Annotated in this window: 11 protein-coding genes; 5 read left to right on the top strand and 6 right to left on the bottom strand. The window is 64.1% G+C overall.

The annotated features are described in order from the left end of the window. Positions 1-53 precede the first annotated feature (53 nt). The gene (locus ACODRZ_RS18380) at positions 54-1,667 is read left to right on the top strand and encodes a SulP family inorganic anion transporter (RefSeq protein ID WP_488971888.1); all 1,614 of its coding nucleotides are present in this window, start codon (positions 54-56) and stop codon (positions 1,665-1,667) included. After that, positions 1,655-2,275 carry a ParB-like protein gene (locus ACODRZ_RS18385; RefSeq protein ID WP_488971887.1) on the top strand — a complete coding sequence of 207 codons (621 nt, stop codon included), beginning with the start codon at positions 1,655-1,657 and terminating at the stop codon, positions 2,273-2,275. Before ACODRZ_RS18380 ends, ACODRZ_RS18385 begins: the two co-directional genes overlap by 13 nt. Positions 2,276-2,348: 73 nt before the next feature. Here the strand turns inward: ACODRZ_RS18385 and ACODRZ_RS18390 are convergent, their stop codons facing one another. Further along, the gene (locus tag ACODRZ_RS18390; RefSeq protein WP_488971886.1) at positions 2,349-2,762 is read right to left on the bottom strand and encodes a winged helix-turn-helix transcriptional regulator; all 414 of its coding nucleotides are present in this window, start codon (positions 2,760-2,762) and stop codon (positions 2,349-2,351) included. Positions 2,763-2,824: 62 nt separating this feature from the next. Between ACODRZ_RS18390 and ACODRZ_RS18395 the strand changes: the two genes are divergently transcribed. Continuing rightward, positions 2,825-3,562, top strand: a complete 738-nt coding sequence (locus ACODRZ_RS18395) for an SDR family NAD(P)-dependent oxidoreductase (RefSeq protein WP_488986227.1) — start codon at positions 2,825-2,827, stop codon at positions 3,560-3,562. 193 nt (positions 3,563-3,755) lie between these two features. Here the strand turns inward: ACODRZ_RS18395 and ACODRZ_RS18400 are convergent, their stop codons facing one another. Then, positions 3,756-4,820: an SDR family oxidoreductase gene (locus ACODRZ_RS18400; RefSeq protein ID WP_488971884.1), complete on the bottom strand. Its 1,065-nt coding sequence runs from the start codon at positions 4,818-4,820 to the stop codon at positions 3,756-3,758. 100 nt (positions 4,821-4,920) lie between these two features. Between ACODRZ_RS18400 and ACODRZ_RS18405 the strand changes: the two genes are divergently transcribed. Next, on the top strand, positions 4,921-5,304 hold the full coding sequence (locus ACODRZ_RS18405; protein WP_488971883.1) for a winged helix-turn-helix transcriptional regulator: 384 nt from the start codon (positions 4,921-4,923) through the stop codon (positions 5,302-5,304). A gap of 221 nt (positions 5,305-5,525) precedes the next feature. On the opposite strand, the gene ACODRZ_RS18410 is transcribed toward ACODRZ_RS18405, so the two are convergent. After that, the gene (locus ACODRZ_RS18410) at positions 5,526-6,743 is read right to left on the bottom strand and encodes a phospholipase A (protein WP_488971882.1); all 1,218 of its coding nucleotides are present in this window, start codon (positions 6,741-6,743) and stop codon (positions 5,526-5,528) included. A 327-nt stretch (positions 6,744-7,070) separates the two neighbouring features. On the opposite strand from ACODRZ_RS18410, the gene proP reads away from it, so the two are divergent. Beyond that, complete coding sequence (proP, locus tag ACODRZ_RS18415) at positions 7,071-8,597, top strand: glycine betaine/L-proline transporter ProP (protein WP_488971881.1); 1,527 nt, start codon at positions 7,071-7,073, stop codon at positions 8,595-8,597. A 431-nt stretch (positions 8,598-9,028) separates the two neighbouring features. Here the strand turns inward: proP and ACODRZ_RS18420 are convergent, their stop codons facing one another. The 3 genes from ACODRZ_RS18420 to ACODRZ_RS18430 form a co-directional block, all read right to left on the bottom strand. Next, positions 9,029-10,657, bottom strand: a complete 1,629-nt coding sequence (locus ACODRZ_RS18420; RefSeq protein WP_488971880.1) for a DUF5597 domain-containing protein — start codon at positions 10,655-10,657, stop codon at positions 9,029-9,031. Further along, positions 10,654-12,249 carry an alpha-L-fucosidase gene (locus ACODRZ_RS18425; protein ID WP_488971879.1) on the bottom strand — a complete coding sequence of 532 codons (1,596 nt, stop codon included), beginning with the start codon at positions 12,247-12,249 and terminating at the stop codon, positions 10,654-10,656. Before ACODRZ_RS18425 ends, ACODRZ_RS18420 begins: the two co-directional genes overlap by 4 nt. Positions 12,250-12,278: 29 nt before the next feature. Then, positions 12,279-13,580, bottom strand: a 1,302-nt coding sequence (locus tag ACODRZ_RS18430; protein ID WP_488971878.1) for a DUF5597 domain-containing protein, incomplete at its 5' end; no start/stop codon positions are given.

Below are 13,580 nucleotides of genomic sequence, written 5' to 3' on the forward strand. Positions count from 1 at the left end.
GGGCGAGACCGGCTCATATCCTGGGCGCAAAAGCTGGAAACGAGGCGACAGGGATGCGAGGGCGTGACGTCATCGCCGGGCTATCGATCGCAGGGCTCATGCTCCCGGAAGCGATCGCGTATGCCGGCATCGCCGGACTTCCGCCCCAGCGCGCGATTCTTGCGGCGATCGCAGGGGCCTGTGCATACCTGATCGTGGGACGGAGCCGGTTCGCGATCATTTCGCCGACATCGTCTTCGGCCGCGATTCTGGCCGCCGCGCTCGCTTCGTTGCCACCTGAAGGTATTTCGGCGGGTGCGCTTGCGACGCTGATCGTCGGAATGGTCGGCGTTCTTTTCTGTGTCATGAGCGCGGCACGGCTCGGCGGGCTGGCGAGCTTCATATCGCGGCCGGTCCTGCGCGGATTCGCGTTCGGGCTGGCGATCACGATCATCGTCAAGCAGTTGCCGGTCGCTCTGGGCGTGTCGCTGCATGCGTCGTCGATCGGGACGCTGCTCGTCGCGTTGCTGCGGGATGTCGGGCAGTGGCATCTCGCCAGCCTGGCCACGGCTGCCGTCGCACTCGCCGCCTTGCTGCTGTTGCGCAAGGTTCCAGCGGTGCCGGGGGCCTTCGTTGTCCTTGTCGCGGGCGTCGGCGCGTCGATGTTGCTGGATCTGCCTGCGTATGGCGTCACCAGCGTGGGCACGATCACATTGCTGCCGCGATGGGATGGGCTTGCCTTGCCGAACTGGAAGGAACTGTCGCGGATCGTGCAACTCGCCGTCCCGATCGTTCTGATCCTGCTGGCTGAAAGCTGGGGCACGATGCGTACTCTGGCGCTGCGCCACGGCGACAACGTGGAAGCAAACCGCGAGATGGCGGCGCTGGGCATAGCCAACATCGCGGCCAGCGCAGTTCAGGGCATGCCGGTCGGTGCAGGGTTCTCAGCAGGATCGGCAGCGGAATCGGCCGGGAGCGCTACGCGGTGGACGGGACTGGTGGCGGCAGGCGCATTGACGGCGCTGGTCGCTCTCGCCATGCCGCTGGTTGCGCGGTTGCCCGAACCGGTGCTGGCGGCGGTGGTCGTGGCGGCGCTTGGCCATGCGCTCGATCCGACGCCGCTGGTGCGGCTGTGGCGCATCCGGCGAGACGCTGCGGTGGCGCTGGGCGCGGCGGGTGGTGTGCTCGCGCTGGGCGTGCTCGATGGCATGCTGTTTGCCATCGGCCTGTCGCTGGCGCTCCTGATCCAGCGTCTGGCGACCCCGCAGCTGAGCCTTCTTGGCCGGTTGGGCAAGGGCCATGACTATGTGGATATTGCCCGCCACTCCGAAGCGTTCGTGCCCTCCGGCATGACGATCGTGCGCCCGGCCGAGCCCCTTTTCTTCGCCAATGCCGAGCGGGTGCTGGGCCGCATCGCTGATCTGCCCGGCCTGCGTTCGGGCGGCGCCAGACTGATCATCAGCCTGGAAGAGAGCTTCGATATCGACAGCACTGCGCTCGACGCATTGCTGGAGTTTGCCGGCCAGATGCAGACGCGCGGCGTATCGCTGGGGTTGGCGCGGGTGCGCGATCACGTCCGTGACCTGATGGCCGCAGCGGGCGCCGCCGATCTCATCGCGCGCAGCAGCTACAGCGTCGACGATGCCGTGCAGATGCTGGAAGAGGAAACGTCTCGATGCCGCACATAGCGCCGGAACCGTTACTGCACTCTGTCGCGCTGGCCGATCTGCGCCCCACGCAAATGACGGTCGGGCTGGTCGAAGTGGCGCGCAAGCGGCAGGAATGGAGTCGGCGAGATGATGCCGATCGCCCCGATTTCCTGGGGCGGCATATGATCCCGGTCGTGGTCGGGCCGAAAGGCCGGCGCTGGATGGTCGATCATCACCACCTCGCCCGGGCGCTGCACGATGAAGGTGTCCTGCACATTCTGGTGAGCGTCGTCGCCGACCTCAGCCATCTGAAGACCGATGCCTTCATGACCTACATGGACAATCGTAACTGGCTGCACCCCTTCGACGATGCAGGCCATCGGCAGGACTACAAGGCGATTCCCAAGCACATCGGCAAGCTGGTCGACGATCCCTATCGCTCGCTAGCGGGGCAACTGAGGCGCATGGGCGGCTACGCCAAAGTCGATATTCTCTATGCCGAATTCCTGTGGGCCAATTTTCTGCGGGACAGGATCAAGGCGTCGCGCCTGCGGGAAGATTTCGATGGCTGCATCGACAAGGCGCTGGTTCTGGCCCGATCGTCCCATGCGGCGCATCTCCCGGGATGGGCCGGGCGCGAGGATTGAGGGTCAGCCGCTTCAAGTCCCGATCCGCAGGCCTGCGCGGCGCATCGCTGAGCAGCCTCGGCCGCAAAGCCTGCTATTGCAACGGGCTATCGCGGGAGGCTTCATAGGCCAGATTAGCTGCCTCAATGTCATTGCCGTGTTCCAGGGACCAACGGCAGATCGCCTCGAAAGGCTCCTTGAGCGAGTGGCCCAGGGGCGTGATCGCATATTCAACCCCGATGGGCTGGGTGGATAGCACGGTCCTGGTCACAAGGCCGTTGCGCTCCAGGCGCTTCAGTGCGTCTGCGAGGGCCTTGTGCGTGATGCCTTCAAGTCGGCGTTTGATCTCGTTGAACCGCGCAGGCCTTGGGCAGATCACCGTAAGGATCATGATCGTCCACTTGTTCGCTATCTTGTCGAGAACCGGGCGCACGCGCGGCATGTTGGCAAATGCTGCATCGGCCAGTGACTGAAGGTCGGTATCCGCGATGATATCTACGCTACTCATGGTGCGTAATTGATAGCAGATATAGAATGTATATCTAGCCCTCGCATGTCCCTTTGAAAGGAATGATGATGGCTTCAATGACGAACAAGATCGCTCTGGTGGTTGGCGGCGCGAGCGGGATCGGTCTTGCGACCGCGCAGCGGCTGGCGGCGGAAGGCGCGACCGTGGTGCTGACCGGACGCAAGGCTGCGGACGTTGCCGAAGCTGCTGCAACCATCAGGGGCAAGGCTCACGGGATCGTTGCCGATGCGACTGATGCCGCCCAGATCGTAGAAGTCGTTGCAGGGATTGTGGAAGCTCACGGCCGGATTGATGCACTTGTCCTCAACGCCGGTATGTCGACGCCCGCGCAGATCGAGGAGGAGACGGAAGACCACGTCAAGACGCTGTTTGCCGTAAACGTCCAGAGCGCTGTGATGGCAATGACGGCGGCGATGCCTGCACTTGTTCCGGGTTCTGCAGTGGTCCTGATCGGGTCGATTGCGGGCTCAGCTGGAGTGCCGCACTATGGAACCTATGCGGCGACGAAGGCTGCGATCCGCTCATATGCTCGCACCTGGACGGCGGAACTTGCCCCGCGCGGGATCCGGGTGAACGTGGTGAGCCCCGGCCCGACAGACACCGCGATGATGGCCGCCACCAGCGACGAGGTCCGCACGGTATTGGTTGCTCAGATTCCCCTAGGTCGCATGGCAAAGCCCGCCGAAATCGCTGCTGCCGCGACCTTCCTGCTGTCGGATGATGCCGGGTTCATCGCCGGCGCAGAGCTCGCCGTCGATGGAGGGATGACACAGGTCTGACCGCGCAAAGTTGCCATTGCTGATTGGTAACGGGCCACAGCCCGGAAAATCGGCCCGGCTCTGCTTGGAGCAGAAGCCGGGCCGGGTTTACTTTCCGGGTCAGGAGCCGGCGCATTATGATCGGGAAACAGGGACGTGGGTTATACCGCTCCCGGGTGACCGTCCCACTGCACTCAGGCGCTGCGATTCTGCATCATGGGATCAAGCGATCGCCACGAAGCCTGTCGAACAACCGAACGAAGGCATCGTCAGTGGCTTGGTAGTCAATGAATCCGAGCCGCCTGCTCCTTGACATGTCGGTCACAACCTCGATCGGCCGTCCAAGATCGGCATCGGTATGCCAAGGTGATGCCAGTCGCCCAAGGTCGGGCTCGATAAGGCCATGACGCTCTGCGATCCTCCGCCAAACGGCACCATCATCCGCCATCTGTTCTTCGAGAGGCAGCACGCTGCCATCGAAAGGAGCGGCTTCAACGCCGAAGTACTGTGCGATTTGTCCCCACATCCACTTCCAGCGGAAGATGTCTCCGTTGACCACGTTGAAGGCCTGGTTGGCAGCCGCCGGAGTTTCCGTTGCCCATAGCAGATGCTCGGCCAGCAGGCTCGCGTCAGTCATGTCGGTCAGCCCCTCCCACTGCGCAGACGAGCCGGGAAACCGGAAGGCCCGCCCGGTTTCCCGGCAGATCGTGGCATAGGCAGCCAGGGTGGTGCCCATGTTCATCGCGTTGCCAACGGCCTTGCCGATCACCGTATGGGGACGATGGACGCTCCAGTTGAACCCGTCGCGCTCGGCGGCGGCGAACACCTCGTCCTCCTGCGCATAGTAGAAGTTGTCGACGGCGAGGCGGCCCTGGTCTTCACGGAATGGGGTTTGGGGAAGTGAGCCATTTCCGTAAGCCTCGAACGGCCCGAGATAATGCTTGAGGCCGGTGACCAGAGCTACATGGCGCTGCGGTGCGCCATTCTGACGCAGGGCATTGAGCAGGTGACGCACCATCGCCGAGTTCGCCCGGATGTTTTCAGCCTCGCTCTGCTGCCGCAGCCACGTGGTGATGAAGACTGCGTCTGGTCGGATGTCAGCGAGTGCCGATCTGGTAGCACCGGCATCCTGGAGATCGACTGCGACCGGTCGCACGCCCGCTTGCTCGACCGGGCGTCGAGCCAATCCGTGAACGGTCCATCCCCGTTCGACAAGAAGGGAAGCCGTCGCTCCGCCGACGATGCCGCTTGCGCCAACTACAAGTGCCGTACCGGCCATATCTTGATCTCCAATGTATTCCTGGGGGCCAACTAGGCAGGCAGACCGCATTGTTCTAGACGGCACCTTTCTGGGACATAGGCACCTTCAGGTAACCATCATGGATGCACCATACATCGATAGCAGCTGGCGCGAGGACTGCGCTCCTCGCCGCGTGCTCGAACTGTTTGCGACGAAGTGGACGAGCATGATCCTCCACGTTCTCCATGCGCGTTTCGGCGGCGTTGCGAGAACCGGCGTGCTCCATCGCAGCCTGCCTGGCGTTTCCAAGAAGATGCTGACGCAGACGCTGCGCGAGATGGAAGTCAGTGGTCTCATTACCCGGCATGTCCATGGGACAGTGCCGCCCGCGGTTGAATATCGCCTGACGCCTTTGGGCCGGAGGTTCATCGAGCCGATCGAGTTGCTTTATGCTTGGGGACACAAGAACGCGGATGCACTGGATCAGCTCGGACCGCGGCTGAAATCGCGGCGACCGGAGTAGCCAGTCAATCAAAGCCGTAGCACCTGAGAATGACTGGAGGCCGAAAGCGTGCGGGATGTTGGGCAGACCGATTAGGGCATTCAGGGCCAAGGCGCGGAATTCTAGCCCAGGATTTATCCTTCTAACCGGATCCGTATTCATGCTGGGCTGTAACCGTGGCTCCGCACGCTCGTGGATATTGGCGTCGGTAATGCCGCGCGAATAGGCACCGTCCCGCCGGGTCACCGTACCAGCGCCACGCCGAGGCGCAGGCGGCTGACGCGCTTGTTGTAGTCGAGCAGGTTCTCGCCGTAGCCGGTGAAGCTCTGCGCGAAGAGGTAGAAGTCCGGCCCGCCGCCCAGCAGGCGGCGCAGCGGGTAGGACAGATCCCCGGAGATCGAACCCTTGCCGCTGCTGAGGTTGAACCGGCTTGAGGTCGAGAGGCGCAACCCGTTCTCCTCGCCGATCTCGAAGAACAGGCCGGTGTTGCCGCGATAGCGGCGGATGTCCGGGTTGTCCGACAGGTCGCCCGCGTAGAACCACGCGCGCGGCGCCACTGTCAGGCGCAGGTCGCCGCCGAGCGAGAAGGCGGCCATCGGCGCGACGTAGACGGTGTTGAGGCTGCGCGAGAAATCGCCGTCGCGGCCGTTCGATTCGTGGCGCGCGCCGATTTGGGCGCTGACCGTGGCGGCGTCCGACAGCGCCTTGGGCGGAGTGACGTAGAACACCTCGGGCTGGAAATCGATGTTGCGGAACGGCGAGGACTTCGCGCCCAGATCCCAGAACATGCGCTGGGTATAGGCGAAATAGAGACCGTCGCCGAGCGACTTGCCGCCTTCGCGCGCGCGACTGCCGAACAGCTGGTAGCGGAAGCTGAGCTGGATGCGCGCCTCGTCATCGGTGCCGGGGCCGTAGACGGCGTAGATCGGCTCGTTGGCGCTGAGGTTCGCGAGGAAGGCGTTGCCCACGCTGCGGTCGCTCGGCGGCGGGGTGGCCGGGACCGGCGGCGGCGCAGTCGTCGTCGCGACGACCTGCGGGGCGCTATCTGGCACCGGGACGTTCGGCGCCGCTGCCAGCGTGACCGACTGCCCGCCCCACGCCGGAACCGAGAGCAGCGCGCCGTTCTCGAACCCGTCGGCGGCAAGGCGATAGCGCGCGCTCACGAAGCTGCCCGGGGCAATCGCCCGCACGGCGGGGCCATCGGGGTCGCGGTGCAGGATGACGGTGCGCCCGGTTCCGAAGGCGCCCGCATGGGCCAGACGCGCCTCGACGGTTTCGGGCAGGGTGGCGACTGCCGCGGCGGTGCCGGTGTTGAGCAAGCGCACGTCCACTTGCGCGCCGCCTCCCGCATCGGGGGCGACCTGCCCGATCAGCGTCTCGATCCCCTCCTGCGCGAAGGCGGTGGTGGAAAGCGCGGTCGCCAGCGCGAGCGCGGCAGCGAATATCAGGGCTGTCTTCATAGGTGTGACGCTTGTGTCTCAACAGGACCGGGTTTTCCATCGCAATTCGGCGGATGACAGCGGTACGCGGCAGCGGTGCCCTTGCGGCTCGAGGGAACAATCGCGGCGTTCTGCCGTTGAAACGGCTCACAAACCTCGACTCACCCCGGTGAGCGCACAGCTCGTCCATCGGTTTCCCTTTCTTGCGTTCCCTGCACTAAGGCGCGCCCAACCCGCTTGATGCCGTTTTCGGCGTCGCTTCATATCCATGGCCGTTCGTCGGCCGCATCCGTCATGTGCATCGCGCGCCTTCTCCGCGCTCGCTTTCGGCGGAAACCGGAGAAAAACATGTCCGCTAGCCAGGCGCTCAGCGCCCAATACGGCTGGTTCAAACGCAGCAGCGAACTGACCGTGGACGACGTGACCGTCGTCGACCGATCCACCCTCAACCGCGCCGTCGGCGCCGCAGCGCTCGGCAATGCGATGGAGTGGTTCGACTTCGGCGTCTACGGCTACATCGCCATCACGCTGGGCCACGTCTTCTTCCCTTCGGGCAGCGCCAGCGTGCAGCTGATCGCCACGTTTGCGACGTTCACGGCGGCGTTTCTGGTGCGGCCGCTGGGCGGGCTGGTGTTCGGGCCGCTGGGCGACCGCTATGGCCGCCACAAGATCCTGGCGCTGACGATGATCCTGATGGCGGCGGGCACGTTCGCGATCGGGCTGATCCCCTCCTATGCGCAGATCGGCATCGCGGCGCCGCTGCTACTCCTGGCGGCGCGGCTGCTGCAGGGCTTCTCCACCGGCGGCGAATATGGCGGCGCGGCGACCTTCATCGCCGAATATTCCACCGACCGGCGGCGCGGGCAAATGGGCAGCTGGCTAGAGTTCGGCACGCTGGGCGGCTATATCGCGGGCGCGGGCACCGTCACCGCGCTGCAGATGACGCTGACCCCGGCAGACATGCTGGCATGGGGCTGGCGCATTCCGTTCCTCGTCGCCGGGCCGCTCGGCCTGCTGGGGCTCTACATGCGCCTAAAGCTGGAGGAGACGCCCGCCTTCCAGGCCTATGCCGAAGAGGTGGACAAGCGCGAGGTCGAACGCCCCAAGCTGGGCGACCTGTTCCGCCGCCACCGCGCGCAGTTGCTGAAATGCGTGGGGCTGGTGCTGGTGTTCAACGTCACCGACTATATGCTGCTGACGTACATGCCCAACTATCTGAGCGTGACGATGGGCTATGCGGAGAGCAAGGGGCTACTGCTCATCATCCTGGTGATGGTAGTGATGATGCCGCTCAACGTGCTCGGCGGCCGATTCAGCGACCGTCTGGGCCGCCGTCCGATGATCATCGGCGCCTGCGCGGCGCTGATCGTGCTGTCGATCCCGTGCATGCTGCTGATCGGCACCGGCAATGACTGGCTGATCTTCCTTGGCCTGATGCTGCTGGGCGTCTCGCTGGTGTGCTTCACCAGTTCGATGCCCTCCACCCTGCCCGCGCTGTTCTATACGCCGGTGCGGTACAGCGCGCTGTCGATCGCGTTCAACGTCTCGGTCTCGCTGTTCGGCGGCACCACGCCGCTGCTGACCGCATGGCTGGTCGAGAAGACCGGCGACCCGCTGGTGCCCGCCTATTACCTGATGGGCGCGGCGACGATCGGGCTGCTGACGATGCTGACCGTGAAGGAAACGGCGGGCATGCCGCTGCGCGGATCGCCCCCGGCGGTGGGGACACAGGCGGAAGCCGTCGCGCTGGCGAAGAGCGACGAGCCGGTCACGGTCGACATCACTTTGCCCGGAATGGCAGCGCCGGAAGGGGGCGGATGGCAGAGCACCCGGCCAAGCATGGGCGCAATGGTATCCGCGCGCGGGCTGGCCTAAATATCAACCGGCTCCGGCGATCGTCCTCGATATCCCTTGTCCTCGACGGACTTTAACCTTCTGGAAGATCGCAGTTCCCCAGATCGACCAACGGGTTCTCCATACGACAGAAGGGGCGCATGGCAGATGCGTTGAATCGGCCCGCGCTCCGCTCGACGCATATCCGGACAAATGGAACGATTGGCTCGATCGCGGATGGCATGGCTTACGGGCACTCATGGAGCCCGATCGCAAAATACCGTGCACCAGGAAAAGCAATTCTACCGTCCACTCTTCCGGCGAAGGGCGCGGTCGAATGGGTGCCGCGCCCGAACCTAGGGAGTATGCCACCCGGAATGCGCGACAGCCAAACCTCAGTTTGCGCGTCCACCCCGCCGGCACAAAAACGTGGATTGTGCGGCATTGCATCGGCGACAACCACGCCCACCCGATCACCGTCGCGGATAAGTTGCCAACCGGAGCTTCAGCACTTGTGGAGCGCCGGTGAAATTCAGCCCCCAGTCGACCTGATCACCATTCCAGACGCGATCGAGATGCCATCGGCCATCACCATCGTAAGTTCCCTCCTCGACGCGATCGATGATGATGTTCGCGACGTTGCGATCCGCAAGATCGAACTCGACGCGGGCGAAGTAGCCGGTGACGAGATACTCGTCCCGCCCTAGCTGGGCGATGGCGACGCCGCCCTTGGGATAATCGTTCCCTTTCGGAGCCGCATTGCCGAAATCGCTGCTGCCGAAGCTCACGGTGGCGACGTGCCTGCCAAGATCCAGTTTGCGGCGATGTCCTTCGGCCGGATCTTCCGGTTCGGCTACACCCCAGGTCCGTCCCTCGAATGCCAGCTTGGCCCAGAGACGTGCCATCGGCCGGAACAGTGCATAGTTCGCGGCAAACGGAACGATCGGCTCGCCTTCAAGCTTGGGAGTGGTCGGAAAGACGGGCAGATAGCGCGAATAGTCGATGCCGAAGGGTGACCAGCCGATAGCTCCTCGCCCTACCGCCTCGAAGAAGAAGCGTGCGTACTCCCTTGAATGGCCGGTTTCCGGTACGAAAAGGGCGTTGTCCGCCCGGTCGTAGGCATCGAGAAAACCGGCATAGGCCTTCCGGGCCGGGTTGTAGATATCGGGCGCCACGACATCGAGATGAGGGGCAGCCGCCTTGTAGACGTCGATAACGGTATTCGCCGGGCCGCCGCTCGCATAACTGGCCGCATCCTGCCACGTAAAGGGATCGCCGGGCAGCGCGGCATTGGCGTACATCGGCAGCGGCTTCTGTGCCTTGCCTGCGGCCGCAACCGTGTCGATGTATCGCGCGACATGCCATGCATGGAAATAGAGGTCGGCATCACGCCCGAACAGCGTCGCCCAGCTTCCCGCGGGTTTATTCATGCGACGCCGCAGGACCTCCGGCACCGGAGCTGCGAAAGCGTTCTGCGCAGCCCGCGAATGATCGCGGGGAAGGCCGTAGGAACCCGGTTCGTTCTCTACCTGTACCATGATGACGGTATTCTGAGGGTCCGCGTCGCGCAAATGGCGCATCAGTGCGGCGAAGGCCTTGCTATCCGCCTTGAGCGTTTCCCCGCCGAAGGGCGAGAGCGCATAGTGCAGCGTGCCGTCCGGCCGAACCATGCGAGGGAAGCGCCGGTTGTCCAGCTTGACCCAGCGCGGCGCATACTGCGGATTTGTGTTCTTCCAGGTGGCGAACCACAGCAGGACGAGCCGCAGGTTCCTGGCACGTGCCTGCTCAAGCAGGGTATCGACGATCGTGAAATCGAAGCGGCCCTCCTCCGGCTCGATCTGCTCCCATCCGACGGGTATTTCCACGGTATTGACGTTCAGCGCCTCCATCGCGGGCCAGACCCGTGGCAGTAAGCCGGGCCATGCGCTGGAATTGTTGACTTGTGCTCCCAGCATGAGGAACGGTGCCCCATCGACGATGAGAGCATGGCGGCCGTTCTTCTCGACTATGTGCGGAATGTCCTTCGCCGCGCTGCAGACAGGCCCCGACAGTGCGAGAAATGTTGCGAGGGCAGCCGCGATCGCCCGGCGCATGCATTTCATGCGATCCCCCTTCCCTCTATCTTCACCACCGGCACGAAACCGTCGGAACGCGGCAGGTTCAGCACCATCGCAGCGTCATCCTGCCGCCAGCGCACCGGCCCGCCGCCGAGCAGGCTGACCCGCACCACCTCGCCACCGCGCATGGCTCGTCGCCCGAGTGCGCGAACGGAAAGCGGAGCGCCCGGCGGCACCAGTGCGAGCATGTACAGCGCCCCGGCCTTCGTCGTGAATCGCACGTCGCCTTCCACGAAGCCCTTGAAAGCGCCCTCGTTCTGCATTCCGGTGGGGAGAACCGTCGGGCCTTCGCCATAAGTGTGCCAGGGGCGCGAGGCGAAGATCGCCTCATCGTTCACCGCCATCCAGCGCGCCATGCCATCGAGGATCCGTTCTTCCTCCGTGTCGATCGTGCCGTCGGCGCGCTGCGGGATCGAAAGCAGCAAGCTGCCGTTCTTGGAGACCACATCGGCAAGGCGCTGGATCACCGCTTCGGCCGGAAGATAGCTGCGATCGGTGAAGCGCGCCCGGTTATAGAACCAGTCACCTATGCAGGTATCGGTCTGCCATGGCTCGTCCCATATACGGTCGGTGAACCCGCGCTCCACGTCCTGCACCAGCCCGAAGCGGGCCTGAGGTCCGAGTTGCTTGGCAGTCAGCACAACATCGACCGCGCCATGCCGGGCGATCGAGCGATTGTAGTAATCGGCCGCAGCAGCAAGGCCATAAGTGCCGAACGGCAGCCCATGGTCGTCAAAATAGCACAAGTCCGGCTTATACTTCGCCACGAGATCCGTCTGCCGCAGCAGCCAGTTGCGGGCGAAACGGTCATCGCCGGGTGGCGCGGTCTCTACCCACTGGCCGTCGTTACGGTCGTGCCAATCGTTCATTGCGGCAATCGTCTCGATCCCCTCGGGCGCGACTTGGTGGCGACCGGTGTAGAGGGCCTGAGGATCAAGACCGTCCCACCATTTGCCGCGCCCATCCGCGCGTGTCAGGCGAAATGCATCGTAACGCTCGCCCCGCCGCGGGCCTTCGGGATCGTAGGCATAAGCTGGCTGATACCAGTGCCAGGCATGCGAGATGTGGTTGGACACGCCAAAGCGCAGGCCCGCGCTGCGCGCCACCTTCTCCCAAACGCCAACGACATCCCGGTGAGGGCCGACCCGCATCGTGTTCCATCCATGATGCGCGCTGTCGAAACAGTCGAGGTTGTCATGATGACAGGCGAGGCTCACGAAGTACTTCGCGCCGGCCTTGACGTAGCGGCGCATCAGGTCTTCCGGGTCCCATCGCTCTGCCTTCCACAGGTCGAGGATGTCCATCATCCCCGTATCCGCCGGATGCCCGTATGTCCGGCGGTGGTGATCGTACATCGGATGCCCCTGCATGTAGAGGAAGCGTCCGTACCAATCGCCCTGCTCGGGCACCGCCTGTGCGCCCCAGTGAGACCAGATGCCGAGCTTTGCGTCGCGAAACCACTCTGGGTAGCGGTAGTTCGCCACCAGCGAATTCCACGTCGGCTTCACCGGGCCGGAGGCGATACCCTCCTCCGCCCAGGAACGGCCCGCAACGCCCGCCGCGAGCGCTCCGGCCATGAAGATGCGTCGATCAGGCCGCACCACGCTCACTTTCGGGAATGAAAGCCGGTGGTGACCTTGAGCACCTGCGGCCTGTCGATGAGGTTGAACCCGTAGTCGGTCTGGTCCCCGTTCCATACGCGGGACATGACCCACTTGCCGTCGCGGAAGGTGCCTTCCTCGACTGAGACTATCGTGCCGTCCTCCCGTCCGTTAGCGGCGGAAAAGCTGACGCGCGCATGGTCGCCCAGCACGAGATACTCCGTATCGGAAAGCTGGGCCACCGCCACGCCGCCCACCGGCTCCGCAGCCCAGGGCGTCGGATCCGCCTTGATCCATGTCCAGTCCTTCATGCCGAACTGCCACTGCCCCCAATCCGCCGTGATTTTCCACGCCCCCAGCGTGACGGACTGAGCACTGCCGTCGTCAGGCTTCGCGGCGCCCCAGGTCGGGCGGGTCGCGGCGATGCGCGCCCAGTCGCGCATGATGGAGCCCACGGCCGCGTAAGGCAGCGCGAAAGCATCCAGGGTCTGCTTGTCGAGTTCCTTGGCGCCCAGTGGGTAGTTGAAATAGCCCGTGCCATCCATGCCGAACGGCGAAAAACCGATGCCGCCGCGCCCGATTGTGGGCCAGAAGAAGCGTGCGAACTCTTTCGCATTGCCGATTTCCGGCACCATCAACGGATTGTCGGGCCGTGTGTACTTGTCGAGGTACTGGATGACGTTGCCGCTGTCCCGGTCGTAGATGTCGGGCGCCGCGAAATCGATGGCGGGAGCGGCGGCTTTCCAGATGTCGAGAACGTCCCACTGCGGCCCCCCGCTGGCGACGCCTGTAGGATCAGGTACGTTCGATGGCCCGGCAAGGGAAGCGTTGACGTACATCGGCAACGGCTTAACCGCCTTGCCTGCCTCTGCCACCGCGTTGACGTAGCTCGCCACGTACCACGTATTGAAGGCGCGCGGGGCCTGTTTGCCGAATGCCTGCTCCCAGGTGCCCGACTTGCCCAGCTTGCGCGCCAGGACGGGAGGAATCTGCTGCGCGAAGAGACGATTGCCTTCCGCCGAGAAGTCGCGCGGCACGCGATAGGAGCCGGTTTCGTTCTCCGGCTGGACCATGATCACGGTGTTCTGCCGGTCATGATCGCGCAGGTATTCCATAACCTTCACGAAAGCGCGTCTGTCAGCTTCCATGGTCGTCTTCGACAAGGGAGTGAGAACGCCGTGATCCTTGCCTTGCGGGTCCTTCATGCGCGGGAAGCGAGCATTGTTCAGCTTCACCCAGGCCGGCGTATAGGCGTTAGCGTCCGCGCTCGTGGTGTAATTTCCGGTGTAGGCGATGGTGTATTCCGG

The sequence above is a fragment of the Novosphingobium sp. FG90 genome (genome assembly GCF_057808725.1).